A 22,465-nucleotide genomic window follows, 5' to 3' on the forward strand; every position below is an offset into this window, starting at 1 on the left:
GCGCCGGGCCACCCTGAGGGCGTGGTCGGCGTACTGCGGCGCGGGGGTCTGCCACCGGGGGGCGGCGTCGCCTCTCATGAGGGAAGCCATGAGGGAAGTCGTTAGGGAAGTCGTGAGGGAAGTCCGGCGTGGGTAGGCCGAGGTCAGGGCTTCGCTCCGGTGCCCTCCGTCCGGTCGCGCCAGGGCAGCTCCGCCGTGATCGTCGTCGGTCCGCCGTCCGGCGAGTCGATGACGAACAGCCCGTCCACCGCGCCGAGCCGGTCCGCGAGCCCCGCCATCCCCGTACCGCCGTCGAGGGAGGCGCCCCCGCGGCCGTCGTCCCGGACCTGTATGAGCAGGCGGTTCTCCGAACGCCACACGTCGACCGAGGCGGACCGCGCCCCGCTGTGCTTGCTGACGTTCTGCAGGAGCTCGGAGACGGTGAAGTACGCGATGCCCTCGATGGCCGCGGCCGGGCGGGCCGGCAGATCGGCCGTCACCTTCACCGGCACCGTGCAGCGGGCGCCGACCGAGGACAGCGCCGCGTCCAGACCGCGGTCGGTGAGGACCGCCGGGTGGATCCCGCGGGCCAGGTCCCGCAGTTCCTGCAACGCCAGTTTCACCTCGCCGTGCGCCTCGTCGACCATGGCCGCGACGGTCTCGTCCGCCTGACCCTCCAGGAGCTTCTCCTTCGCCAGACCGAGCCCCATCGCGAGGTTCACCAGCCGGGCCTGCGCCCCGTCGTGGAGGTCCCGCTCGATGCGCCGCAGGTCGGCCGCGGCCGTGTCGACGACCACCCCGCGGTCCGACTCCAGCTCGGCGATCCGCTGTTCCAGCTCGTCGGAGGGCGACAGCAGGGCGCGCACCATGGCCCGGTCGGCGTTGGCGAGGCCGCGCGCGAGGAACGGCAGCACCGGCCACAGCACGAACAACGACGTCAGCATGAGGGTGAAGGTGATGATGCTCCACGGCAGCCGCATCAGCTCGTAGAGCACCGTCCGCCAGCCGACGGGATCCTTCAGCGCCATCCACAGCCAGCCGAAGAACCCGCCCCGCCCGCGGAACGGCAACGGGCTCGGCTCGTCCACCCGCACCCCGAGCAGGCCCCTGGCCCGCAACCGCTCGAACTTCCCCAGCTGGCGGGCGCCCAGCAGCCCGAACGCCAGCACCGGCAGCCCGATCACCGTCACCGTCAGCCCGGCTCCCAGGAACAGCACGGTGACGACATAGGTGAAGCCGACGAGGGACGACGGCAGGTTTGCCAGGAGATGCGCGATCTCCTTCCAGGTGTGCCGGTCGTAGGCGAAGCGCGGCGGTGGCGGCCTGTCGGGGCCGATGCCAAGGGTGTCGACGGCCGGAATGCGTTCGGTCATAGGCGCCACCTTGCCGAACCGCGGCCCGCGGCGCCATGAGGTGGGCCGCCTCCGTCTCCGGGGGAAAACCCCACCATCGGCGGCTCCAGCCCGCTTCGACCGCGGCCCGGGAACACAACCGCACCATGCCTAACCGTGACGGGCTGCTTACGGTCTCTTTAGCAGGCCCTAGACTCCGGTGCGTACAGATCGTCGAACGCGGCGCACCGCACGGCGCGCACGCAGGCGCACGCGTGGTCCCACGGACCCGCGCGGGCTCGCAGCGCGTACCCGTACGGGCCCGTCGCGCGTACCCGTACGGGCCGGTTGCGCGTACTCGTACGGGCTTGTCGCACGGGATCACACCAGGTCACACGAGGTCATCCAGGCCAGGGAGCGAGGGGCGGACGTGCCGGAACCGACCATGGTCGCGGCGACCGGAACCACGGGTACCGGAGCCGGTACCGCGGCCACCGGTACCTCTCTCGCCGCGGACTACTTCCAGTCCTACTCGGTCGTCGGACTGCTCGCCGTGGTCGGCGTGCTGTTCGTCGCCGTCGCCTTCGGAGCGGGCCGCCTGCTGCGGCCCGTCGTCCCGACCCCCGAGAAGCTCATGACGTACGAGTGCGGGGTCGACCCCGTCGGCGAGGGCTGGGCCCACACCCAGGTCCGCTACTACGTCTACGCGTTCCTGTACGTGATCTTCGCCGTCGACTCGATCTTCCTCTTCCCCTGGGCGACGGTCTTCGCCGCGCCCGGCTACGGCGCGGCGACGCTCGTGGAGATGTTCCTCTTCCTCGGCTTCCTGGCCGTCGGTCTGCTGTACGCATACAAGAAGGGCGTCCTCACATGGACGTGACCCCCACGGCCGCCTCGACCCCGTCGACGACCCCGGCCGCCCCGGCCCCGTCGGTTCCCGAGCCGGTGCTGCTGCCGGAGCCGAAGCGGCTGGGCGCGCTCGCCCGGCTGGCCCCCGAACCGATGAAGGTGGTCCTGAACTGGGGCCGCCGCTACTCGCTCTGGGTCTTCAACTTCGGGCTCGCCTGCTGCGCGATCGAGTTCATCGCGGCGTCGATGGCACGGCACGACTTCATCCGCCTCGGCGTCATCCCGTTCGCCCCGGGCCCGCGCCAGGCCGACCTGATGGTGGTCTCCGGCACGGTCACGGACAAGATGGCCCCGGCCGTGAAGCGCCTGTACGAGCAGATGCCCGAGCCGAAGTACGTCATCTCCTTCGGCGCCTGCTCGAACTGCGGCGGCCCGTACTGGGACTCGTACTCCGTCACGAAGGGCGTCGACCAGATCATCCCCGTCGACGTGTACGTACCGGGCTGCCCGCCCCGCCCGGAGGCGCTGCTCCAGGGCATCCTCAAACTCCAGGAGAAGATCGCCCGGGAATCCCTGGGGGAGCGGTACGCGTCCTCGGGCGCCGCCCGCCCCTCCGTGGCCGCGCTCCAGAGCGGCCTCGTCCAGCCGCCGGCTCCGGCTTCGACCCCGGCTTCGGCTTCGACCCCGGCTTCGGGTTCGGCTGGGGCTGCGGAGGACGCCCGATGACCGGGACGACCGGATGGCTCCCCGCTCCCGTGACGGAACTCTTCGGCCCGGACGCCACAGCCGAGGAGTCGTACGGACTGCTGACGGTCGACGTGCCCCCGGCGTCCTGGCTCGCCTCCCTGGAGAGCGCGCGTGACGCCCTGGGCTGCACCTACTTCGACTGGCTGAGCGCCGTGGACGAACCCGGCACGGAACCGGGCCCGGAGCCCGGCACGGAACCGGCCGGAGGCTTCCGCGTCTCGGCCCATGTCGTGGCACTGGCCCCCGTACGCCGTCTCCTCGTCCGCACGACGGTCCCGCACTCCGCACCCGTCCTGCCCTCCGCCGTCGAGGTCTACGCGGGCGCCGCCTGGCACGAACGCGAGACCCACGAGATGTTCGGCGTCACCTTCGAGGGCCACCCCGGCCTGGACCCGCTCCTGCTGCCCGAGGGCTTCGAGGGTCACCCTCTGCGCAAGGACTTCGTCCTGGCGGCCCGGGTGGCGAAGGCCTGGCCGGGCGCGAAGGAGCCGGGGGAGTCGGAGCACGGCGGCCCCAAACGCCGCCAGATGCTTCCGCCGGGAGTCCCCGACCCGAACGAATGGGGTCCCCTCAAGGGCCAGCTCCCGCCGGCCCCCGCCCGCCCGGCCCGTGGCGCGGGCCGCGCGGCGGGTGCGAGGGGAGCGGCGGGCGCGCCCGCCGGCGGCGGCGAGCGCCCACCCCGGCGGACCCGCACGGCGGCCGGCGGCTCGGCGAGCCAGACGACGACGCCACCGCCCGCGACGGCTTCGGCCACACCTGCGTCTGCGTCCACGCCTGCGCCCACGGCGCCGGTCGAGCCGACGACTCCGACCGAGCCGAACGTGCCCGCCGAGCCGAAGGCGTCCGCCGAGCCGAACGTGCCCGTCGAGCCGAAGGCGCCCGCAGCGCCGCGCGGTTCGGATGCGCCGTGGCATCAGGCCCGCCCGGCTTTCGACGAGCCCGCGCCACCGGCGAAGCCACCGTCCGGCAAGCCTTCGCCCGAACCGGAACCAGAACCAGAACCAGAACCCGAACCCCAACCTGAACCTGACGCGGCTGACGGCCCCGACCGCCCCGACGATCCCGAAAGCCCCACAGGAGGCGCGCAGTGAACGACGCGCTCGACGTCGCCCTGCGACTCCTCGTCGTCTTCGTCGTGTTCCTGACGTTCCCCCTGATCGTGGGTCAGGCCGAGCACAAGGTGATGGCCCATATGCAGGGCCGCCTCGGCCCCATGTACGCGGGCGGCTTCCACGGCTGGGCCCAACTCGTCGCGGACGGCGTGAAGTTCGCCCAGAAGGAAGACGTGGTCCCGGCCGACGCGGACCGCCGGGTCTTCCAGCTCGCCCCCGCCGTGGCGCTCCTGCCGTATCTCATGGTCCTCCTCGTCATCCCGATCGGCCCGGGCGAGGGCGCGGTCGGCGAGGTCGTCGACGCGGGCGTCTTCTTCGTCCTCGCCGTGATGGGCGTCAGCGTCCTCGGCTCGCTCATGGCGGGCTGGGCCTCGGCCAACAAGTTCTCCCTCCTCGGCGGTCTGCGCACCGCCGCCCAGCTCCTCGCGTACGAACTCCCCATGCTGCTGACCGCCGCCTCGGTCGCCATGGCGGCCGGCACGGTCTCGCTCCCCGGCATCGTCGACGCCTTCGAGTGGTGGTGGCTGCCCTGGCAGATCGTCGGCGCGATCGTCTTCTTCGTGGCGGGCCTCGCCGAACTCCAGCGCCCGCCCTTCGACATGCCGGTCGCCGACTCGGAGATCATCTTCGGCGCCTACACCGAGTACACCGGTCTGCGCTTCGCTCTGTTCCTCCTCGCCGAGTACGCCGGAATCGTCGTCCTGTGCGGCCTGACCACCGTGCTCTTCCTGGGCGGCTGGCACGGCCCGTGGGGCGCCGACGGCCTCGGCTGGGTCTGGACCCTGCTGAAGGCGGCCGTCCTCGCCTTCGTCGTCATCTGGCTGCGCGTCACCTACCCGCGCCTGCGCGAGGACCAGCTCCAGAAACTCGCCTGGACCCTCCTCGTCCCCCTCTCCCTCGCCCAGATCGCCCTCACCGGCGTCGTCAAGGTGGTGATCGCGTAACCATGTCCCCCTTTCCCGGCTCCGGCCTGGCCAAGGGCCTGGCCGTCACCCTGCGCACGATGACGAAGAAGACCGTCACCGCGCAGTACCCCGACGCCCAGCCCGAACTCCCGCCCCGCACCCGCGGCGTCATCGGGCTCTTCGAGGAGAACTGCACGGTCTGCATGCTGTGCGCCCGCGAGTGCCCGGACTGGTGCATCTACATCGACTCCCACAAGGAGACGGTCCCGGCCGCCGCTCCCGGTGGCCGCGAGCGCAGCCGCAACGTCCTCGACCGCTTCGCCATCGACTTCTCTCTCTGCATGTACTGCGGTATCTGCATCGAGGTCTGCCCCTTCGACGCCCTCTTCTGGTCCCCCGAGTTCGAGTACGCCGAGACCGACATCCACGAACTCACCCACGAACGCGACAAGCTCCGCGACTGGATGTGGACCGTCCCGGCCCCGCCGGCCCTCGACCCCGGCGCCGAGGAACCCAAGGAGATCGCCGCCGCCCGCAAGACCGCCGAGAAGCTCGCCGCGACCCAGGCGCAGGCCCAGGCCGAGGCCCAGGGAGGCGCATCGTGACTCCCGCCGCGGCCACCGTCTCGGCGGCGCAGGCCACGACGACCGCCGCCGAGACCCACGGCTTCCTCTCCCCGACCGGTGTCGAGATCGCTTTCCTCCTCGTCGGCCTGGTCACCTTCGGCGCCGCCGTCGTCACGGTCACCACGAAGCAACTGGTGCACGCCGCCCTGTGGCTGGTCGTCGCCCTCGGTGGCCTCGCCGTCGAGTACCTCCTCCTCACGGCCGAGTTCATCGCCTGGGTGCAGGTCCTCATCTACGTCGGTTCCGTCGTCGTCCTCCTCCTCTTCGGTCTGATGCTCACCAGGGCGCCCATCGGCCGCTCCCCGGACGCCGACTCCGGCAACCGCTGGGCCGCCCTCGCCGTCGCGCTCGCCGCGGCCGCCGCCCTCGTCTGGGTGGTCGTCGACGCCTTCCGGACGACATGGATCGACCTGGACGGGGCCGCCGCCGGCTCCACCGCGGTCACCGGCGCGAGCCTCTTCCAGAGCTGGGTGCTCCCCTTCGAGGCCCTCTCGGTCCTGCTGCTCGCCGCGCTGGTGGGCGCGATCGTCCTCTCCCGCAGGGCGAAGGCGAAGGAGCGGGAGACGACGGCCGGAGGAGCCGCCACCGCGAGCCCTCTGCGCCCTCCGAGCCCGCGGACGGACGCCACACGGAGTGCCGCCACCCGAAGCGCCGCCACCCGGAGTGACAGCGACAAGGAAGGCGCCCGCTGATGCACCTCGCCTACCCGGCCGTACTCTCCGCCCTCCTCTTCTCCACCGGCCTCTACGGAGTCCTCGCCCGCCGCAACGCGATCCTGGTCCTGATGTCCGTCGAGCTGATGCTCAACGCCGTCAACCTCAACCTCGTCGCCTTCGACGTCTGGCTCAGCAAGACCGCCCGGGACACCCTGCACTCCGGCCAGGCCCTGACCCTGTTCACCATCGCCATCGCCGCCGCCGAGATCGGCATCGGCCTCGCGATCGTCCTCGCCGTGCACCGCAACCGCGGCACCGCGGACATCGACAGGCTCCGCGACACCGCCGAGCCCGGCGATGACGGCGCTCCCGACGACGACTCCGACCACTCCGACGGCTCCGGGTCCGCCCGGAGCGAACCGGCCGAGAAGGCTGAGGCCACCGCGTGACCACGACCACCCTCGCCGTCCTCGTCCCCCTCCTTCCGTTCCTGGGCGCCGTGGCCGGCCTGCTCCTGGGCCGTACGGCCCCCGGCTTCGCCCGTCCCCTCGCCGTCCTGCCCTCCGTCGCCGCCCTCGCACTCGCCGTGGTCGTCGCCGTACGCCAGGGCGGCGGACAGGCCGTGGACGCGGCGACCGAGCTCACCCCGACCGGTTCCGTCCCCGTCGAACTCGCCCTGCACATCGACGGCTTCGCCGCCCTCGTCGCGATCCTCGTCGGCCTGGTCGCGACCTGCGTGCAGATCTACTCGACGGGCTACCTGCGCCACGACCCGCGCTACACCTCGTACGCCGCTCTCGTCTCCCTCTTCACCTCCGCCATGCTGCTCGTCGTCTACTCCGGCGACCTGATGGTGCTGCTGGTCGGCTGGGAGATCATGGGCATCTGCTCGTACTTCCTGGTGGGCCACTACTGGGAGACCCCGGAGGCACGCGCCGCCTCCATCAAGGCCTTCCTGGTCACCAAACTCGGCGACGTCCCCTTCCTGATCGGTCTGTTCGCGCTCGCCGCCGACACCGGGTCGTTCCGCATCACGAGGATCCTCGGCAGCGTCGCGAGCGGCGGACTCGACCACCCCACGCTGATCGCCCTGCTGCTCCTCGCCGGTGTGGCGGGCAAGTCGGCGCAGTTCCCGCTCCACACCTGGCTCCCCGACGCGATGGCGGGCCCCACACCCGTCTCCGCGCTGATCCACGCCGCGACGATGGTCGCCGCCGGTGTCTACTTCATCGCCCGGCTCCTCCCGGTCTTCGCCGCCTCCGCGGCCGCACTGGTCGTCCTCGCCGTGATGGCCGCCGTGACGATGGCCGGCTCGGCCCTCGCCGCGCTCGCCCAGGACGACATCAAGCGTGTCCTCGCCTACTCGACGATCGGCCAGCTCGGCTACATGACCGGCGCCCTCGCCGTCGGCGACCGCGGTGCCGCCGTCTTCCACCTCCTCGCCCACGGCGCCTTCAAGGCGCTGCTGTTCCTTGCGGCCGGCGTGATCATCCACGCCGCCGGCACCAACTCGCTGGCCGCCATGTCCCGCATGAAGGACCTGCGCGCCCGCGTCCCCGACGCCTACTGGACGATGACCGTGGCGCTCCTCGCGCTCGCCGCGATCCCGCCCTTCAGCGGCTTCTTCTCCAAGGAGTCCGTCCTCGGGGCCGCCGAGCACGCCGCCGTCGGCCACGCCGAGAGCGTCCCCGGAGCGGCGGGCTGGATCGTCCTCGTCTCCGGCCTGGTGACGGCCCTGCTCACCGCCGCCTACGCGATGCGTCTGTGGCTGCTCGCCTTCCACGGCCACGGCACCGAGGCCCCCGACCACGGCAAGCAGCCCGTGGCCATGAACTCCGTGCTGTGGCTGCTCGCCCTCCCGTCACTCGCTTTCGGACTCGCCACCGGTGTGCTCCCCGACTGGTTCGACGGCCGGGACCTCACCCCGACCCTCGCCACGGCCGTCCTCGGCACGGGCGTCGCCCTGGTCGGCGGCATCGTCACCTACGGCGCGTGGCGGCACACCACCGCCATGGCCGGCCGCGTCCCGCTGGGCGCGGTCGCCGCCCACCCGGACGCCGACGCCGGACTGGTCGAGGCCGAGGCCATCGCCAGCCACGCACCCGCGTACGGCAACGTGGCCTCCGCGCCCGACCCGGCGGATCCCGGCCGCCTGCTGCTCGGCCCGCTGCACCGCCACGCGGCCGTCGGCTTCCACCTGGACGCGGTGTACGCGGCGCTCTTCGTCCGCCCGGTCCAGGCCGCGGCCACCCTCGTCCGCTTCCTCGACCGCGAGGTCGTCGACACCTACGTGCGCGGCGCGGGCGCCCTGCCCCGCTGGCTCGGCACCGCCGTCCGTCGCGCCCAGACCGGCAATCTGCAGACCTATGTGAGCGCGCTGCTCGCCGGCACCGTCGTCCTGGTGGTCGCCGCCCTCCTCGTCGCCACCGCGGGAGCGTGAGCAGGCGTGATCGATATCAACGAGTCCGTGATGCAGTTTCTTCTGGCGTTCATCGTCGTCGCCCCGCTCATCGGGGCCGCCGCCGCTCTCCTGCCGGCCCCGCCCGGGCTGAAGGGGAAGTCGCCCGAGCAGGCCGTGCTGCGGCACGGCACGACCGTCACAGGCGCCGTACTCATCGCCGCGATCGTCCTCACGCTCGGCTTCGACCACGACCATCCGTCGAAGATGCAGGCCACGACGGACATCAGCTGGATCCCCGCACTCGACGTGCGGATCCACCTCGGCATCGACGGCATCTCCCTCCCCCTCCTCGTGCTGACCGCGCTGCTGACCTTCCTGTGCGCGCTGTACTCCTACTTCAAGATGCCGTCGGGCCCGTCCCCGAAGGCATTCGTGGCGCTCGTCCTCGTGCTGGAGTCCGGCACCCTCGCGACCTTCGCCGTCCTCGACCTGCTTCTGTTCTTCCTCGCGTTCGAGATGGTGCTCATCCCGATGTACTTCCTCATCGCCCGCTGGGGCGGTGAGCAACGAACCCAGGCCGCCTGGAAGTTCATCCTCTACACACTGCTCGGTTCCGTGGTCATGCTGCTGGGCCTGCTCCTGATCGGAATCAAGGCGGGCACTTTCGACATGGTGGCACTCGCCACTGACAATCACCCCCCGCTGACCACATCGGTGCAGGTCATCGCCGTTCTGGCGATCGGGATCGGGCTCGCGGTCAAGACGCCGATGTGGCCGCTGCACAGCTGGCTGCCGGACGCGCACACCGCCGCCCCGACCGTCGGCTCGGTCCTGCTGGCCGGAGTCCTGCTGAAGATGGGCACGTACGGGTTCGTCCGGATCCTGCTGCCGATCACACCCGACGGCATGAGCACCTTCGCCCCGTATCTCGCGGCCTTCGCGGTCGTCGGGATCATCTACGGCTCGCTGGCCTGCCTGGCGCTCGCCAAGCAGGGCGCGAAGGGCGACCTCAAACGCCTCATCGCGTACTCCTCGGTCGGCCACATGGGCTTCGTACTCCTCGGCATCGCGTCGATGACCCCGACCGGCGTGAACGGCGCGCTGTTCGCGAACATCGCCCACGGCCTCATCACCGGCCTGCTCTTCTTCCTCGTCGGCGCGCTCAAGGACCGCACGGGCACGACCGACCTCGACAGCCTGGCGCGGACGACCGGGGCCGCGCTCTACGGCCGTGCCCCGCGCCTGGGCGGTCTGCTCGCCTTCGCCGCCGTCGCCTCGCTCGGACTGCCGGGCCTCGCCGGGTTCTGGGGCGAGATGCTCGCGCTGTTCGGTGCGTTCGACCCCGCGGACGGTCTCAGCAGGCCCGCGTTCCTGACGTTCATGGCGATCGCCGCGTTCGGCACCCTGCTCACGGCCGCGTACATGCTCGTCGTGGTCCGCCGGGTCTGCATGGGCGACACCGCGCAGCACGCGGAGCGCTCTGAGCAGGGGAGTCCGGAGCTCGCCGACGTCCGGACGTACGAGTTCGCCGCCTGGACCCCGCTCGTCGTCCTCACCGTCGTCGCCGGGCTCTGGCCCAAGGCACTCCTCGGCCTGACCGACCCGGCCGTGCAGCAGCTCCTCTCAGGAGGCACCCGATGAGCCCCCAGACCCAGGACCAGGCAGCGTCCCTGGTGCAGTCCGTCGACTGGCTCGCGATCGCCCCGCCCACCATCGCGGCGGTCGTCGCACTCGCGGTGCTCGTCGCCGACCTCTTCGTGGACGGCAGGAAGAAGGCCCTGCTCGGCTGGGTCTCCGTCGCGGGGCTCGCCCTCGCCGCGCTGGCCCTGCTGCCCCTCCTGGACGGCGACCGCTCCACGTTCTGCCTGGCGGGCGACACGGACGTGTGCAGTTACACGGCGGACCGGTTCACGCTGGTCATCCAGTTCCTCGTCCTCGGCGGCGCGCTCCTCGCGGCACTCCTGTCGATGACCACCCTGAAGGACGCGGGCCAGGATGCCGGCGGAGACACCGACAAGGCACTCCCCGAAGGGGAGTTCTGGTTCCTGCTGCTCTCCTCGGCCGCCGGCGCCGCCCTGCTGCCCGCCTCGCGCGACCTGGCCACGCTGATCGTCGCCCTGGAGGTCGCCTCCCTGCCCGCCTTCGCCCTCGTCGGCATCAAGCACGGTGACCGGAAGTCCTCCGAAGCGGCCCTGAAGTTCTTCCTGTCCTCGGTCACCGCGACCGCCGTCAGCCTCATGGGCGTCAGCTTCGTCTACGCGTCGACCGGCACCCTGTACCTCACGCAGATCGCCACCAGGATCGAGGAAGTCGACCCGCAACTGCACACGCTCGCCCAGGCGGGCGTCGTCCTCACCCTCGTGGGCTTCGCCTTCAAGACGGCCGCCGTGCCCTTCCACTTCTGGGTACCCGACACCTACGTAGGAGCCCCCCTCCCGGTCGCCGCCTACCTGTCGGTCGTCGGCAAGGCGGTCGGCTTTTCCGGCCTGATCCTCGTCACCGTGATCGCCCTCCCGTCGTACGCGGACGTCTGGGGCCCGGCACTCGCCGCACTCGCCGCACTCACCATGACGATCGGCAACGTCGGCGCCCTGCGGCAAGTGGCCACGCGCGCGTACAGCGCGGTACGGCTCCTCGCCTGGTCCTCCGTGGGACAGGCCGGCTACCTCCTGGTGCCGATCGCCGCCGCCGCGTACTCCGAGGACGCCCGGAAGGCCGTCGGCTCCACCGTCGCGTACGCCCTCATGTACGCCGCCGTGAACCTCGGAGCCTTCGCGGTGGCCGCCCTGGTGGCCCGCACGAAGCCGCTGAACCGGCTCAGCGACTACCGCGGCCTGTACGCCTCCCGCCCCCTCGCCGCGCTCGTCCTGGGCTTCTTCCTGCTCTGCCTGGCCGGGCTGCCGCCGGGCATCATCGGCCTCTTCGCGAAGGTCACCGTCTTCTCGGCGGCCGTCGAGGCGGGACTCGGCTGGCTCGCGGTGGTCATGGCCGTCAACGTCGTGATCGCGCTCTTCTACTACCTCCAGTGGACGACCCTGCTGTTCCGCGCCCCCGAGGGCGAGCCCGAGTCGCACCGCGTCCCGGCCCCCCTCACCGCGGCCATCGCCCTGACCGCCGTCCTGGGCGTCGCGCTCTCCGGGGCACCCCAGCTCATCCTCCGCTTCTCGGACACCGGCCTTTTCTGACGCCGTCCCCGCACCTCTCACGCACGCGTGAAGGCCCACAGCCCCGCACGCACGCGTGCGGGGCCGCCGGCACGTCACCCGGACAGCCGACGCGCCAGCCCTGGCGCACAAGGGAACTAGTGCTCCCCGCCTGGCGTTGACCAGTGAGGGAGGGTCCACTGGACCGTGGAGTCACGGAACCAGTGACGTCAGAGATCGACAAGCAAGGGTTCCCCTGCCGCACGATTTGGAGGGCGTACCGTGCACCGCCGGCACAACGGGCTCAGGACCGCCGTACTCCTCGGGGGACTGTCCGCACTCATCATCGTCATCGGCAGTTTCTTCGGGCGTATGGGCCTCGTCGTCGCACTGGTCATCGCGATCGGGACGAACGCGTACGCGTACTGGAACAGCGACAAACTGGCTCTACGCGCGATGCGCGCGCGCCCGGTGAGCGAATTCGAGGCCCCGGCGCTCTACAGAATGGTCCGCGAGCTCTCCACACAGGCCCGCCAGCCCATGCCGCGCCTGTACATCTCCCCGACGGAAGCACCGAACGCGTTCGCGACGGGCCGTAACCCCCGCAACGCCGCCGTGTGCTGCACCGAGGGCATCCTGCGCATCCTGAACGAGCGGGAGCTGCGCGGCGTCATCGGCCACGAACTGAGCCACGTCTACAACCGCGACATCCTCATCTCGTCCGTCGCCGGCGCACTGGCCTCCGTGATCATGTTCCTGGTCAACTTCGCCTGGCTGATCCCGATCGGCCGCTCCAACGACGACGACGGCCCCGGCCTCCTCGGCATGCTGATGATCATGATCCTCGGCCCGCTCGCCGCGACCGTCATCCAGCTGGCCATCAGCCGCTCCAGGGAGTACGAGGCGGACGCGTCCGGCGCGCAGCTCACCGGCGACCCGCTGGCCCTCGCGAGCGCCCTGCGCAAGCTGGAGGCGGGCACGAAGCAACTGCCGCTGCCTCCGGAGCCGCGTATCGAGACGGCGAGCCACATGATGATCGCCAACCCCTTCCGTCCGGGCCAGGGACTGTCCAAAATGTTCTCAACGCACCCGCCCATGGCGGAGCGCATCGCCCGGCTCGAACAGATGGCAGGTCGCCACCAGTGAAGACAATCCTCAACATCATCTGGCTCGTCCTGAGCGGCTTCTGGCTGTTCCTCGGCTACCTGCTCGCGGGCGTGCTGCTCTGCATCACGATCATCGGGATCCCGTTCGGCGTGGCCGCTTTCCGTATCGGTGCCTACGCGCTGTGGCCGTTCGGCCGGACGACGGTCGAGCGCCGCGACGCGGGCGCGCCGTCCTTCATCGTCAACATCCTCTGGCTGATCCTCGCCGGCTGGTGGCTGGCCCTCGCGCACATCGTCACGGGCCTCATCCAGTGCGTCACGATCATCGGCATCCCGCTGGGCATCGCCAACTTCAAGCTGATCCCGGTCTCGCTGTTCCCCCTGGGCCGCGAGATCGTGCGTACGGACCAGCCCTTCACGTCGTCGGTCCGCTAGGGCGGCGCCGGGGCGCGCAGGCCCAAGTACACCTCGACGGTGTACGACGCCGACCCCGAGGACGCCGAGATCCGGGCCCCGTGGCACCCTCGGCCGGGAGAGCTTCCTGGAGAGCTTTCGAGGGTTGTCCACAGGTCGGCCCGAATGTCAGTGGCGCGCTGCATCATGAACACATGACCGAGACCGAGCAGTTGCTGGTACGTGTCCTCGCGGAGGCGCGGAACTCGCGGCCGTGGGGCTGGCCTTCGCTCCCCGACCCCGTGGACGCCGCAACGCTCGCGCGCGCCGAGTCCGCCCTCGGCTTCTCCGTCCCGCCGCTGCTCGCCGCGCTCTATCTGCGGATAGGGGACGGAGGGTTCGGCCCGGAGTACGGTCTGCTGCCCCTGCTCGACAGCCCGCCCTCGGGAGAGCCGGCGGTTGTCGCGCAGTATCTCGCCCACCGCGAGAGCGGTCGCCAGGACCCCGACTGGCCCTGGCCGGAAGGCATCCTGCCGATATCGCACTGGGGCTGCGGAATGTACGCGTGCGTGGACTGCCGTACGCCGGACGCCCCGGTGCTCCTGTTCGAGCCGAACGCCGACGACGCCGACCACGCCTGGTACGTGGACGCGCCCACCCTCACGGCCTGGCTCGACACCTGGCTCCAGGGCACCGGCTGGTACGACGAACTGAACGACGACACGGACCTGACCCCCTGGCCCGACTTCCGCACACGGACGACAACGGCACAAGCGTCATAGCGAACGCCTCCAGCCCGCCGCCCCCGCAAGGGGCGCGGGGAACGGCGCGAGCACCCCACGACAACCCGCACGATCGGAACCGGCCCCAGGCCCTCCCCCTCAGGGGCGCGGGGAACGGCGCGAGCAACCCACGACGACCCGCACGATCGGAAGCGGCCCAGGGCCCCTCCCCCTCAGGGGCGCGGGGAACTGCGCACCCAGCCCCCACCGACCCGCACGCACCCACCGGCCCCCGATACCCCCACGCCCGTGAGGGCCCCCGCCCGTGAGGGCGACCGCGCGCACGGGTCGTCAACGCGCGCGAAACCCCCGCCGCACCCCGTACACAACCGCTCCCAGCCCCAGCACACAGGCCCCCACGGCCACGGACACCCACGGCAGGGCGAGAGCCAGCGTCAGGCATCCCGCAAGGCCCACCGCCGGCAGGGCCCGCGACACGGCCGCCGAATCCAGCGTCCACGCCGAGGCGTTGGCGATCGCGTAGTACACCAGCACCCCGAAGGAGGAGAAGCCGATCGCACCCCGCACATCCACCGTCGCGGCCAGCACCGCGACCACCGCCCCGACGGCGAGCTCCGCCCGGTGCGGCACCTGGAAGCGCGGATGCACGGCGGCCAGCCCGCCCGGCAGATGCCGGTCACGGGCCATGGCCAGCGTCGTCCGCGACACCCCCAGGATCAGCGCGAGAAGGGAGCCGAGCGCCGCCACCGCGGCACCCACCCGTACGACCGGGACGAGCCCCGGCGCACCGGCGGCGCGCACCGCGTCGGCGAGCGGCGCCGTCGCCCGCCCGAGCCCCGTCGGCCCCAGCACGGAGAGGACAGCCACCGCCACGGCCGCGTACACGACCAGGGCGATACCCAGAGCGAGCGGGATCGCGCGCGGAATGGTGCGCGCCGGATCCCGTACCTCCTCGCCGAGGGTCGCGATCCGCGCGTACCCGGCGAAGGCGAAGAACAGCAGTCCGGCCGCCTGGAGCACCCCTGAGGCACCCCCGGAGACGCCCGTGCCGATCCGCCCGGCATCGGAGTCGCCCGAGGTCAGACAGACGACCACGACGCAGGCGAGGACCGCGAGGACCACCGCGACGATCACCCGCGTCAGCCACGCGGACTTCTGCACACCGCCGTAGTTCACCGCGGTCAGCGCCACCACCGCCCCGACGGCCACCGCGTGCGCCTGCCCCGGCCACACGTACGTGCCCACGGTGAGCGCCATCGCCGCGCACGAGGAGGTCTTGCCCACGACGAACGACCAGCCCGCCAGATGTCCCCAGAACTCGCCGAGCCGCTCGCGGCCGTACACGTACGTTCCGCCCGACGCGGGATACCGGGCGGCGAGGCGTGCCGAAGCGGTCGCGTTGCAGTAGGCGACGACGGCCGCGATCCCCAGCGCGAGGAGCAGCCCGGACCCGGCGGCCCGTGCCGCGGGCCCCAGCGCGGCGAAGATCCCCGCACCGATCATCGAGCCGAGGCCGATGACCACGGCGTCCCCGAGGCCGAGCGTCCGCCGCAGCTCGGCCGTGCCGCTCACGGATCCGGCGCCGGCCGCGGCCCCGGACGAAGCGGGCCGGGCGGGATCGGACTGTGTCATGGACCGCACCCTACTGATCGGTGCAACCGCCCGGCGTCGCGCCGACGTCCTCCTCGGCAACAGAGAGCGAACACAAGAGCGAGACACAGAACGACAAGAAACTGCCGAGAGCGGTATGACCACAGCCTTGTGCGAGCAGGATCACAGCACAGGTACAGCACGAAGGGGCAGGTTCACGGCATGGGCATCATCAGCTGGATCATTCTGGGGCTGCTGGCCGGAGCCATAGCCAAGTTCCTGCTGCCGGGACGCGATCCGGGCGGCTTCATCGGCACGACACTGATCGGCGTCGCGGGCGCCTTCATCGGCGGCTGGATATCAGCCCGTTGGCTGGACCACCCGATCTCCAAGAGCTTCTACGACGGAGCCACCTGGGCCGCCGCGATCGGCGGCGCGCTGGTTCTGCTGATCGGCTACCGCATCCTGTTCGGCAACTCGCGCGACTGAGTGCGCGCCCCCGAGGCCGCAGCCGGCAGGCGAGAAGGGTGGGCACCCGAGGTGCCCACCCTTTCTCGTACGCCCGGCCGGCGTCCGTGGAACGGCCGGTACGTCACCGGTAGTTGACGAACTGCAGCGCGAAGTCGAAGTCCTTGCCCTTGAGCAGGGCCTGCACGGCCTGGAGGTCGTCACGGCTCTTCGAGCTGACCCGCAGCTCGTCGCCCTGCACCTGCGCCTTCACACCCTTCGGGCCCTCGTCGCGAATGATCTTCGCGACCTTCTTCGCGTTGTCCTGGGAGATGCCTTCCTCGATCGAGGCGAAGATCTTGTACTCCTTGCCGGAGAGCTGCGGCTCACCGGCGTCCAGCGCCTTCAGCGAGATGCCGCGCTTGACCAGCTTGGTCTCGAACACGTCGAGGATGGCCTTCACCCGCTCCTCGGAGTTCGCCTCCATGAGGATCTTCTCGCCGGACCAGGAGATGGAGGCGCCCACGTTCTTGAAGTCGTAGCGCTGCGAGATCTCCTTGGCGGCCTGGTTGAGGGCGTTGTCGACCTCCTGCCGCTCGACCTTCGAGACGATGTCGAAACTGGAGTCGGCCATGTCCTGTGGCTCCTTGTATCGGGGTGCGTAGTGGCGGCCGCCGAACCCGCTTCGGTCCCGGGCCGCATCCGCATAAGCCTAGCCACCCCCTTCCCTCCGAGCACCGATCAATCGAGTGGCGAAGCACCCCCGGGCATCGGGTATCGTTTACGTCGTTGCCACGGAGCGCCGCCGAAAGACGGTTCGAATGGCAGCAACCCCGGCGGTGTGCCCGAGCGGCCAAAGGGAGCAGACTGTAAATCTGCCGGCTCAGCCTTCCCAGGTTCGAATCCTGGCGCCGCCACGCTGAGAGAAGAAACCCTCTCTGAAATGCGAGTACGCATTTCAGAGAGGGTTTCTTCGTGTACGGGCCCCTCCGGGCCCGGCGGTCGGCGGCGCGCCCCGTCCCAGGGCCCCGGGAACGCGGAGCGCCCCAGCAGCCGCGCCGCGCGTTCGCTCCGTACCCTGACCCCATGTCCTCACGTCGCCGGATCTGCCCCGAGTGCCGTCGCGAGATCGCCGTCGTCGCCGGGCGGTTCGCCCGGCACGACCCGGCGGGGGCGCGGGGGAGCGGGGAACTCGTGTCCTGCCCCGGGTCGCGCAGGCAGGCCGAGCTGGGGGCCTCCCAGCCGGCGCTGGACGGATACGTCGTGGCGGACTTCCCCGGCCAGCTCCCGCTCTTCTGAGCCGAAACGAGCCGCACTAAGCCGCACCAAGCTGCACCGAGGACCCCCGAGCCGCGCTGAGGACCCCCGAGCCGCGCTGAGAACCCCCGGGCCGCGCCCCTCGGACCGCCTCCCGTCAGTTCCCCGCGACCGACTTGACCGCCACCGACACCGGCGTGGAACCGCTGATCAGTTCCAGGGTCAGGCCGGCGGTCGCCGGGGTGTCCACCAGCTCCGCGAGGACCGCGGCGACATCGTCGCGCGGGACGGGTCCGCGGCCCGTGGCGGCCTCCAGACGGACGAGGCCCTTGCCCGCGTCGTTCGTCAGCATGCCGGGGCGCAGGATCGTCCAGTCCAGGCCGCGATGAGCGCGTACGTACGCGTCGGCCTCGCCCTTGGCACGCAGATACGCGTCGAAGACCTCGTCCCCGGGGTGCTCCGGATCCGCGCCCATGGAGGAGACGACCACATGGCGTCGTACCCCGGCCCGGGCCGCCGCGTCCGCGAAGAGCACCGCGGCTCCCCGGTCCACGGTCTCCTTGCGGGCCGCCCCGCTGTCCGGACCCGCGCCCGCCGCGAAGATCGCGGCGTCCGCGCCCCGCAGCTGCGCGGCGACCTCCTCCTCCGAAGCCGACTCCAGATCGCAGAGCACCGGCTCGGCGCCGGCCGCCCGCAGGTCGTCGCTCTGCTCGGCTCGGCGGATGATCCCCGCCACCTCGTCACCGCGCGCGGAGAGCAGCCGCTCAAGCCGCAACGCGATCTGACCATGACCTCCAGCGATAACAATGCGCATGTTTCCGACCGTACGCCCGGATGGAGACACTCGCCGCACAACCCTGTGGATAACTCGTGAGTCTCTTGAGAGATCACGCTGTACGAGGGGACGCCGTCAGGCGTCATAAGGAGACCGTCATCACCGCCACACGCAAGAGCCCCGCCGCCCGCAAGAGCCCTGTCATACGCAGGACGCTCACCGCCGTCGGATGCACCACCGCCCTGCTCTGCGCAGTGGCCGCCTGCGGCACGGTGGAGAATCTCACCGCCGGTCAGAAGGTGGACCGGGCCGTCGAGGGGCTCGGCGAAAAGAAGTCGCTCGCCTTCGAGTTGGGGCTCGACGCCAAGCCCTCGGCGCTCGTGAAGCTGGCCGGGGAGGAGGAGCCCGGCGAGGAGATGCCGCCCGAGCTCGCGAAACTGTTCGCCGGAGTACGCATCAAGGTGTCGGTCGAGTCGCGCAAGCCGCTCGCCGCATCGGGTGAGAAGGATCTCGTCGGTACGGGGATGTCGGTCTCGGGACCCGACGGTGTGCTGGCCGAGTACCGCCTCGTCGGCGACTACACGTACTACCGGGCCGACATGAAGGCGTTCGGTGAGGCGATGGGCTTCCCCCTGCCGACCGCCGACGAGCTCCCCGAGAGCGAGAAGGAGCTCAGGCCGGTACTTGAGGGCAAGTGGGTCAAGGTCGACAACCGCGAACTCGACCGTGCCGCGAAGGACGCCACCGGCAAGGGCGGCGAGGACGGCAAGGGCAAGCCCGGCGACGAGATCGACAGCAGGACCCAGCAGAAGATCCTCAAGGCCGTGCGCTCGGTCGTCGCCCGCGAGGTCACCTTCAGCGACAAGGGAGGCAGCGACGGCGTCGAACGGGTCGTCGCCAAGGCCTCGTTCCGCGACCTGCTCACCGGCATCCTCGACAAGCTGCGGCCGCTGGCCGGCGAACTCCCGGCGGGCGCCGAACTGCCCACCGACGAGGACCTGAAGGACGCTCCCGACAAGAAGGTCGCCGTCGACTTCTCACTGAAGAACGGTGACTTGACCCGCGTCTCCGTCGACCTCGCCACCCTGGCGGACGACCCGAAGGGCGCCAAGGTCCCGCTGGTGGTCACGTTCGGCGAGGCCGGGGACATCAGCGCCCCGTCCGGCGCCACGAAACTGCCGGCGGGGGAGTTCGGCGGCCCGGGCAACCCGTTCACCAGCGGTCTGCTGGGCGGCTTCTGACACCCCGTCCGCCCGCAGCCGCGTCCACCGGCACCTGCACCACCGGCAAGTGCATCAGCCACACAGCAGACGAACGCACGCGCGCGTGGAGGTCGACGGCACCCACGCGCGCGTGCCGCGCATCTCACCGAGACCCGCGACCCGCGACCCACGCCCCGCCGCCTCGCCGCACCCGCTCACGACTGCCCCGTACGCCCCTGGCGCGGCAGATCCAGCGCCACGGCCGCCGCCGAGCTGCAGTACTCCCGCACCGCGCTCGTCCGCGCCACCACACGCCCCCGGTGCACCACGATCCGGCTGTACGCCAGCGACAGCGCGCCGTCGAGCCGGTCCCCGCGCACCGCGAGCAGTTCCGCCGGGAAGCCGGCCTCCACGCGCACCTCGGGCAGCCCCAGCACCGCCCGCGCCGATGAACTCACCGCGTCGTAGGCATCGGTGGACCGCAGCCCGTAGCGCGAGGCCAGCAGGTACGCCGCCTCCAGCGGGTCTCCGCGGCCCACGGGGTTCGACAGGTCCCGCAGAGCGCCGCTCCCGGCCGCGACCCGTACCCCGGCCGCGCGCAGCAGCCGTACCGGAGCCGTGCCGCGGCGGTCCACGCCCGAACAGCCGCCCTGGGGCAGGCAGACGACGGTCACACCGGCCGCGGCGAGCTGGTCGGCCGATCGTGAGGCCACCTCGGAGGGCAGCCGGCTCAGCCCTCCGCAGGGGCCGAGCGTCACTCCGGGCCGCAGCCCGCCCGCCATCGCCGCGAGGCGTGCCAGTCGCGCCGGATCGTCACCGTCCGTGTGCAGATCGACCGGGCAGCCCTGCTCCGAGGCGACCTCCAGGACCGCCTCCACATAGCCCGTGGGATCCGGGTCCAGATCCGGACAACCGCCCACTACGGAGGCGCCCATCTTCACCGCGTCCCGCAGCATCGCCAGTCCGTCGGCCCCGGCGAGTCCGGTGAGCACCCGGGGCATCGCCACGACCGTCAGCTCGACGAGCCCGCGCAGCGCGCGCCGCGCCTGGAGCACCGCCGCCATCGAGCCCAGCCCCTGCACGTCGCCCACGCGCACGTGCGAGCGGACGGCGGTCGCCCCGTGCCCGAGCTGCAGGAGAGCGGCCTCGGTCGTACGGCGCTGGACCTCCTGGCCCTCGTACGAGACCGGGCCCTCGCCGTCGGCCGACAGGGCCGTGTCGCCGTGGGCGTGGGGCTCGGCCGGGGCCGGCAGGAGCAGATGTCCGGAGAGGTCCACGCGCGCGGTGTGGGCGGTGAGGCTGCCCGCCGTGCCGACCGCCTCGATGCGTCCGCCGGCCAGCCGTACGTCCACGAGCCGGCCGTCGGTGAGCCGCGCACCGCAGAGCAGCAGGTCGGACCCGTTGGTCCGGCCGGACGGGCCCGAGGAACCGGAGGAGCCCGACGAGGACGAGGAGCCCGACGAGGAGTGGTGCGGCTGCGGCTGGCTGTCTGGCATCGCGCTCCCGGTGCTCGGCGGCTGCGCGGGAGGGGCACAAGATCACGCAGCGTGAGTCGAGCCTAGGGTGACGATCGGCGCACATCGAGGAGGAGCGGAATAGTCGTACCGGTGTGGTCCGCCGGGCCGCGGAGGCGGGTGGAACAGCCGGTGAGGACCCGGGAACGGGCCCGGGCAGGTGCCGCGAAACGGATTTGGGCGATCGGCTGCCGAGCGTGTAATGTCTTCATCGCTCGCCCCAATAGCTCAGTCGGTAGAGCGTCTCCATGGTAAGGAGAAGGTCTACGGTTCGATTCCGTATTGGGGCTCTGGTGTGGGAAGTTCCCGTCGAAAGACGGGAACTGATCACATCAAAGCGGTGTAGCTCAGTCGGTAGAGCAAGCGGCTCATAATCGCTGTGTCACCGGTTCAAGTCCGGTCACCGCTACTGACGGTAGCCGATTGCGGGGTCGGTCCTTCGATCGGTTACTCTTCTATGCGTTAATCCATGTCCCATCCGTCCGTCAAGGAGCACTCACGTGGCTGCCACCGACGTCCGCCCGAAGATCACGCTGGCCTGCGTGGAGTGCAAGGAGCGGAACTACATCACCAAGAAGAACCGGCGTAACAACCCGGATCGCATGGAGATGAAGAAGCACTGCCCGCGTTGCAACTCGCACACCGCGCACCGCGAAACGCGATAAAAAAGGCTCGTTCACGAGGCCGTCCCCTGTAATCGGGGGGCGGCCTCGCGTCGTTGAACACCAGCTGCGAACCAGTGCGAACCAGGAGGTGCCGAGCCGATGGCGCTCGACCAGTCCTTCGTGGGGCGGTCCTACCCGCCCACCGACCCGTACGAGGTCGGCCGGGAGAAGATCCGTGAATTCGCGGAAGCGGTGGGAGATCCGAACCCCGCCTACACGGATCCGGACGCGGCCAAGGCCCTCGGTCACCCCGATGTGATCGCGCCGCCGACCTTCGTGTTCGCGATCACTTTCAAGGCCGCCGGGCAGGTCGTCCAGGACCCGCAACTGGGTCTCGACTACAGCCGGGTCGTGCACGGCGACCAGAAGTTCGTCCACCGCCGCCCGGTGCGCGCGGGGGACCGGCTCACGGTCACCTCCACGATCGAGGCGATCAAGTCGATGGCGGGCAACGACATCCTGGACATCCGTGGCGAGGTCCGCGACGAGTCCGGCGAGCACGTGGTGACCGCGTGGACCAAGCTCGTGTCCCGTGCGGCCGAGGGGGCGTGAACCGATGAGCGCGAAGATCGCGTACGACGACGTCGAGGTCGGCACCGAGCTGCCGGCCCAGACCTTCGGAGTGACCCGCGCCATGCTCGTGCAGTACGCGGGCGCCTCGGGGGACTTCAACCCGATCCACTGGAACGAGAAGTTCGCCAAGGAGGTCGGCCTCCCTGACGTCATCGCGCACGGCATGTTCACCATGGCCGAGGCGATCCGGGTCGTCACCGACTGGGTCGGCGACCCGGGCGCGGTCGTCGAGTACGGCGTCCGCTTCACCAAGCCCGTCGTCGTCCCGAACGACGACGAGGGCGCCACGATCGAGGTCAGCGGCAAGGTCGCCGTCAAGCTCGACGACAACACCGTCCGCGTCGACCTCGTCGCGATGAGCGCGGGCCAGAAGGTGCTGGGCATGTCCCGGGCCGTCGTACGCCTGGCCTGACGGACCGCAGGGGTACGAGTAAGGGGCGCCCGCCATCGC

The 22,465-nt window shown here is 71.1% G+C and carries 24 protein-coding genes and 3 tRNA genes; 22 read left to right on the forward strand and 5 right to left on the reverse strand.

The window, feature by feature from the left end:
- Window positions 1–143: 143 nt before the first annotated feature.
- Window positions 144–1,352: a sensor histidine kinase gene (locus ACFWGJ_RS24840; protein WP_387328381.1), complete on the reverse strand. Its 1,209-nt coding sequence runs from the start codon at window positions 1,350–1,352 to the stop codon at window positions 144–146.
- Window positions 1,353–1,740: 388 nt separating this feature from the next.
- On the opposite strand from ACFWGJ_RS24840, the gene ACFWGJ_RS24845 reads away from it, so the two are divergent.
- The 13 genes from ACFWGJ_RS24845 to ACFWGJ_RS24905 all read left to right on the forward strand — a co-directional run bounded on the left by ACFWGJ_RS24845 (window position 1,741) and on the right by ACFWGJ_RS24905 (window position 14,030).
- Window positions 1,741–2,190 carry an NADH-quinone oxidoreductase subunit A gene (locus ACFWGJ_RS24845; RefSeq protein ID WP_387328384.1) on the forward strand — a complete coding sequence of 150 codons (450 nt, stop codon included), beginning with the start codon at window positions 1,741–1,743 and terminating at the stop codon, window positions 2,188–2,190.
- The gene (locus ACFWGJ_RS24850; RefSeq protein ID WP_387328387.1) at window positions 2,181–2,885 is read left to right on the forward strand and encodes an NADH-quinone oxidoreductase subunit B; all 705 of its coding nucleotides are present in this window, start codon (window positions 2,181–2,183) and stop codon (window positions 2,883–2,885) included. Before ACFWGJ_RS24845 ends, ACFWGJ_RS24850 begins: the two co-directional genes overlap by 10 nt.
- Window positions 2,882–3,997 carry an NADH-quinone oxidoreductase subunit C gene (locus ACFWGJ_RS24855; RefSeq protein WP_387328390.1) on the forward strand — a complete coding sequence of 372 codons (1,116 nt, stop codon included), beginning with the start codon at window positions 2,882–2,884 and terminating at the stop codon, window positions 3,995–3,997. The genes ACFWGJ_RS24850 and ACFWGJ_RS24855 overlap by 4 nt, the downstream gene beginning before the upstream one ends.
- Complete coding sequence (locus tag ACFWGJ_RS24860) at window positions 3,994–4,962, forward strand: NADH-quinone oxidoreductase subunit H (protein WP_387328393.1); 969 nt, start codon at window positions 3,994–3,996, stop codon at window positions 4,960–4,962. The genes ACFWGJ_RS24855 and ACFWGJ_RS24860 overlap by 4 nt, the downstream gene beginning before the upstream one ends.
- A 2-nt stretch (window positions 4,963–4,964) precedes the next feature.
- Window positions 4,965–5,528, forward strand: a complete 564-nt coding sequence (locus ACFWGJ_RS24865; RefSeq protein ID WP_387328396.1) for a NuoI/complex I 23 kDa subunit family protein — start codon at window positions 4,965–4,967, stop codon at window positions 5,526–5,528.
- Window positions 5,525–6,241, forward strand: a complete 717-nt coding sequence (locus ACFWGJ_RS24870; protein ID WP_387328399.1) for an NADH-quinone oxidoreductase subunit J — start codon at window positions 5,525–5,527, stop codon at window positions 6,239–6,241. Before ACFWGJ_RS24865 ends, ACFWGJ_RS24870 begins: the two co-directional genes overlap by 4 nt.
- A complete protein-coding gene (nuoK, locus tag ACFWGJ_RS24875) occupies window positions 6,241–6,654 on the forward strand; it encodes an NADH-quinone oxidoreductase subunit NuoK (protein ID WP_387328402.1) in 414 nt (137 codons plus the stop codon). The genes ACFWGJ_RS24870 and nuoK overlap by 1 nt, the downstream gene beginning before the upstream one ends.
- The gene (locus tag ACFWGJ_RS24880; protein ID WP_387328405.1) at window positions 6,651–8,645 is read left to right on the forward strand and encodes an NADH-quinone oxidoreductase subunit L; all 1,995 of its coding nucleotides are present in this window, start codon (window positions 6,651–6,653) and stop codon (window positions 8,643–8,645) included. Before nuoK ends, ACFWGJ_RS24880 begins: the two co-directional genes overlap by 4 nt.
- Before the next feature lie 6 nt (window positions 8,646–8,651).
- Window positions 8,652–10,247: an NADH-quinone oxidoreductase subunit M gene (locus ACFWGJ_RS24885; protein WP_387328408.1), complete on the forward strand. Its 1,596-nt coding sequence runs from the start codon at window positions 8,652–8,654 to the stop codon at window positions 10,245–10,247.
- Entirely contained in the window at window positions 10,244–11,791 is a 1,548-nt protein-coding gene (locus ACFWGJ_RS24890) for an NADH-quinone oxidoreductase subunit N (protein ID WP_387328411.1), read from the forward strand. Before ACFWGJ_RS24885 ends, ACFWGJ_RS24890 begins: the two co-directional genes overlap by 4 nt.
- Window positions 11,792–12,031: 240 nt before the next feature.
- Window positions 12,032–12,895: a zinc metalloprotease HtpX gene (gene htpX / locus ACFWGJ_RS24895; protein ID WP_387328414.1), complete on the forward strand. Its 864-nt coding sequence runs from the start codon at window positions 12,032–12,034 to the stop codon at window positions 12,893–12,895.
- Window positions 12,892–13,290, forward strand: a complete 399-nt coding sequence (locus tag ACFWGJ_RS24900) for a YccF domain-containing protein (RefSeq protein WP_387328417.1) — start codon at window positions 12,892–12,894, stop codon at window positions 13,288–13,290. Before htpX ends, ACFWGJ_RS24900 begins: the two co-directional genes overlap by 4 nt.
- A gap of 173 nt (window positions 13,291–13,463) precedes the next feature.
- Window positions 13,464–14,030, forward strand: a complete 567-nt coding sequence (locus ACFWGJ_RS24905) for an SMI1/KNR4 family protein (protein ID WP_387328420.1) — start codon at window positions 13,464–13,466, stop codon at window positions 14,028–14,030.
- Between the two features lie 291 nt (window positions 14,031–14,321).
- Here the strand turns inward: ACFWGJ_RS24905 and ACFWGJ_RS24910 are convergent, their stop codons facing one another.
- Window positions 14,322–15,623, reverse strand: coding sequence for an APC family permease (locus ACFWGJ_RS24910; RefSeq protein ID WP_387328422.1), 1,302 nt, complete (start codon window positions 15,621–15,623; stop codon window positions 14,322–14,324).
- 180 nt (window positions 15,624–15,803) lie between these two features.
- Between ACFWGJ_RS24910 and ACFWGJ_RS24915 the strand changes: the two genes are divergently transcribed.
- Window positions 15,804–16,070, forward strand: a complete 267-nt coding sequence (locus ACFWGJ_RS24915; RefSeq protein ID WP_107020967.1) for a GlsB/YeaQ/YmgE family stress response membrane protein — start codon at window positions 15,804–15,806, stop codon at window positions 16,068–16,070.
- Window positions 16,071–16,173: 103 nt separating this feature from the next.
- On the opposite strand, the gene ACFWGJ_RS24920 is transcribed toward ACFWGJ_RS24915, so the two are convergent.
- Window positions 16,174–16,662, reverse strand: a complete 489-nt coding sequence (locus tag ACFWGJ_RS24920; RefSeq protein WP_099925456.1) for a YajQ family cyclic di-GMP-binding protein — start codon at window positions 16,660–16,662, stop codon at window positions 16,174–16,176.
- A 201-nt stretch (window positions 16,663–16,863) separates the two neighbouring features.
- On the opposite strand from ACFWGJ_RS24920, the gene ACFWGJ_RS24925 reads away from it, so the two are divergent.
- Both ACFWGJ_RS24925 and ACFWGJ_RS24930 read left to right on the forward strand, forming a co-directional pair.
- Window positions 16,864–16,945, forward strand: a tRNA-Tyr gene (locus ACFWGJ_RS24925).
- A 169-nt stretch (window positions 16,946–17,114) separates the two neighbouring features.
- Window positions 17,115–17,327: a hypothetical protein gene (locus tag ACFWGJ_RS24930; protein WP_107020969.1), complete on the forward strand. Its 213-nt coding sequence runs from the start codon at window positions 17,115–17,117 to the stop codon at window positions 17,325–17,327.
- A gap of 115 nt (window positions 17,328–17,442) precedes the next feature.
- Here the strand turns inward: ACFWGJ_RS24930 and ACFWGJ_RS24935 are convergent, their stop codons facing one another.
- Window positions 17,443–18,099 (reverse strand): NAD(P)H-binding protein, encoded by a 657-nt coding sequence (locus ACFWGJ_RS24935; RefSeq protein WP_387328427.1) that lies wholly within the window; start codon window positions 18,097–18,099, stop codon window positions 17,443–17,445.
- Window positions 18,100–18,155: 56 nt separating this feature from the next.
- Here ACFWGJ_RS24935 and ACFWGJ_RS24940 point away from each other — a divergent pair, with 56 nt between their 5' ends.
- Window positions 18,156–19,301, forward strand: coding sequence for a hypothetical protein (locus ACFWGJ_RS24940; RefSeq protein ID WP_387328429.1), 1,146 nt, complete (start codon window positions 18,156–18,158; stop codon window positions 19,299–19,301).
- A gap of 176 nt (window positions 19,302–19,477) precedes the next feature.
- Here the strand turns inward: ACFWGJ_RS24940 and ACFWGJ_RS24945 are convergent, their stop codons facing one another.
- Window positions 19,478–20,758, reverse strand: coding sequence for an amidohydrolase family protein (locus ACFWGJ_RS24945; RefSeq protein WP_387328431.1), 1,281 nt, complete (start codon window positions 20,756–20,758; stop codon window positions 19,478–19,480).
- 235 nt (window positions 20,759–20,993) lie between these two features.
- Here ACFWGJ_RS24945 and ACFWGJ_RS24950 point away from each other — a divergent pair.
- From ACFWGJ_RS24950 to ACFWGJ_RS24970, 5 genes are all read left to right on the forward strand, one after another.
- Window positions 20,994–21,066: transfer RNA gene (locus tag ACFWGJ_RS24950), tRNA-Thr, on the forward strand.
- Between the two features lie 46 nt (window positions 21,067–21,112).
- Window positions 21,113–21,185, forward strand: a tRNA-Met gene (locus ACFWGJ_RS24955).
- A gap of 91 nt (window positions 21,186–21,276) precedes the next feature.
- Window positions 21,277–21,441 carry a 50S ribosomal protein L33 gene (gene rpmG / locus ACFWGJ_RS24960; RefSeq protein WP_007265873.1) on the forward strand — a complete coding sequence of 55 codons (165 nt, stop codon included), beginning with the start codon at window positions 21,277–21,279 and terminating at the stop codon, window positions 21,439–21,441.
- A gap of 99 nt (window positions 21,442–21,540) precedes the next feature.
- Entirely contained in the window at window positions 21,541–21,993 is a 453-nt protein-coding gene (locus ACFWGJ_RS24965; RefSeq protein ID WP_387328434.1) for a MaoC family dehydratase N-terminal domain-containing protein, read from the forward strand.
- 4 nt (window positions 21,994–21,997) lie between these two features.
- Window positions 21,998–22,426, forward strand: a complete 429-nt coding sequence (locus tag ACFWGJ_RS24970; RefSeq protein WP_387328436.1) for a MaoC family dehydratase — start codon at window positions 21,998–22,000, stop codon at window positions 22,424–22,426.
- Window positions 22,427–22,465 lie beyond the last annotated feature (39 nt).

This window comes from Streptomyces sp. NPDC060205 (assembly GCF_042728395.1).
Classification (GTDB): domain Bacteria; phylum Actinomycetota; class Actinomycetes; order Streptomycetales; family Streptomycetaceae; genus Streptomyces.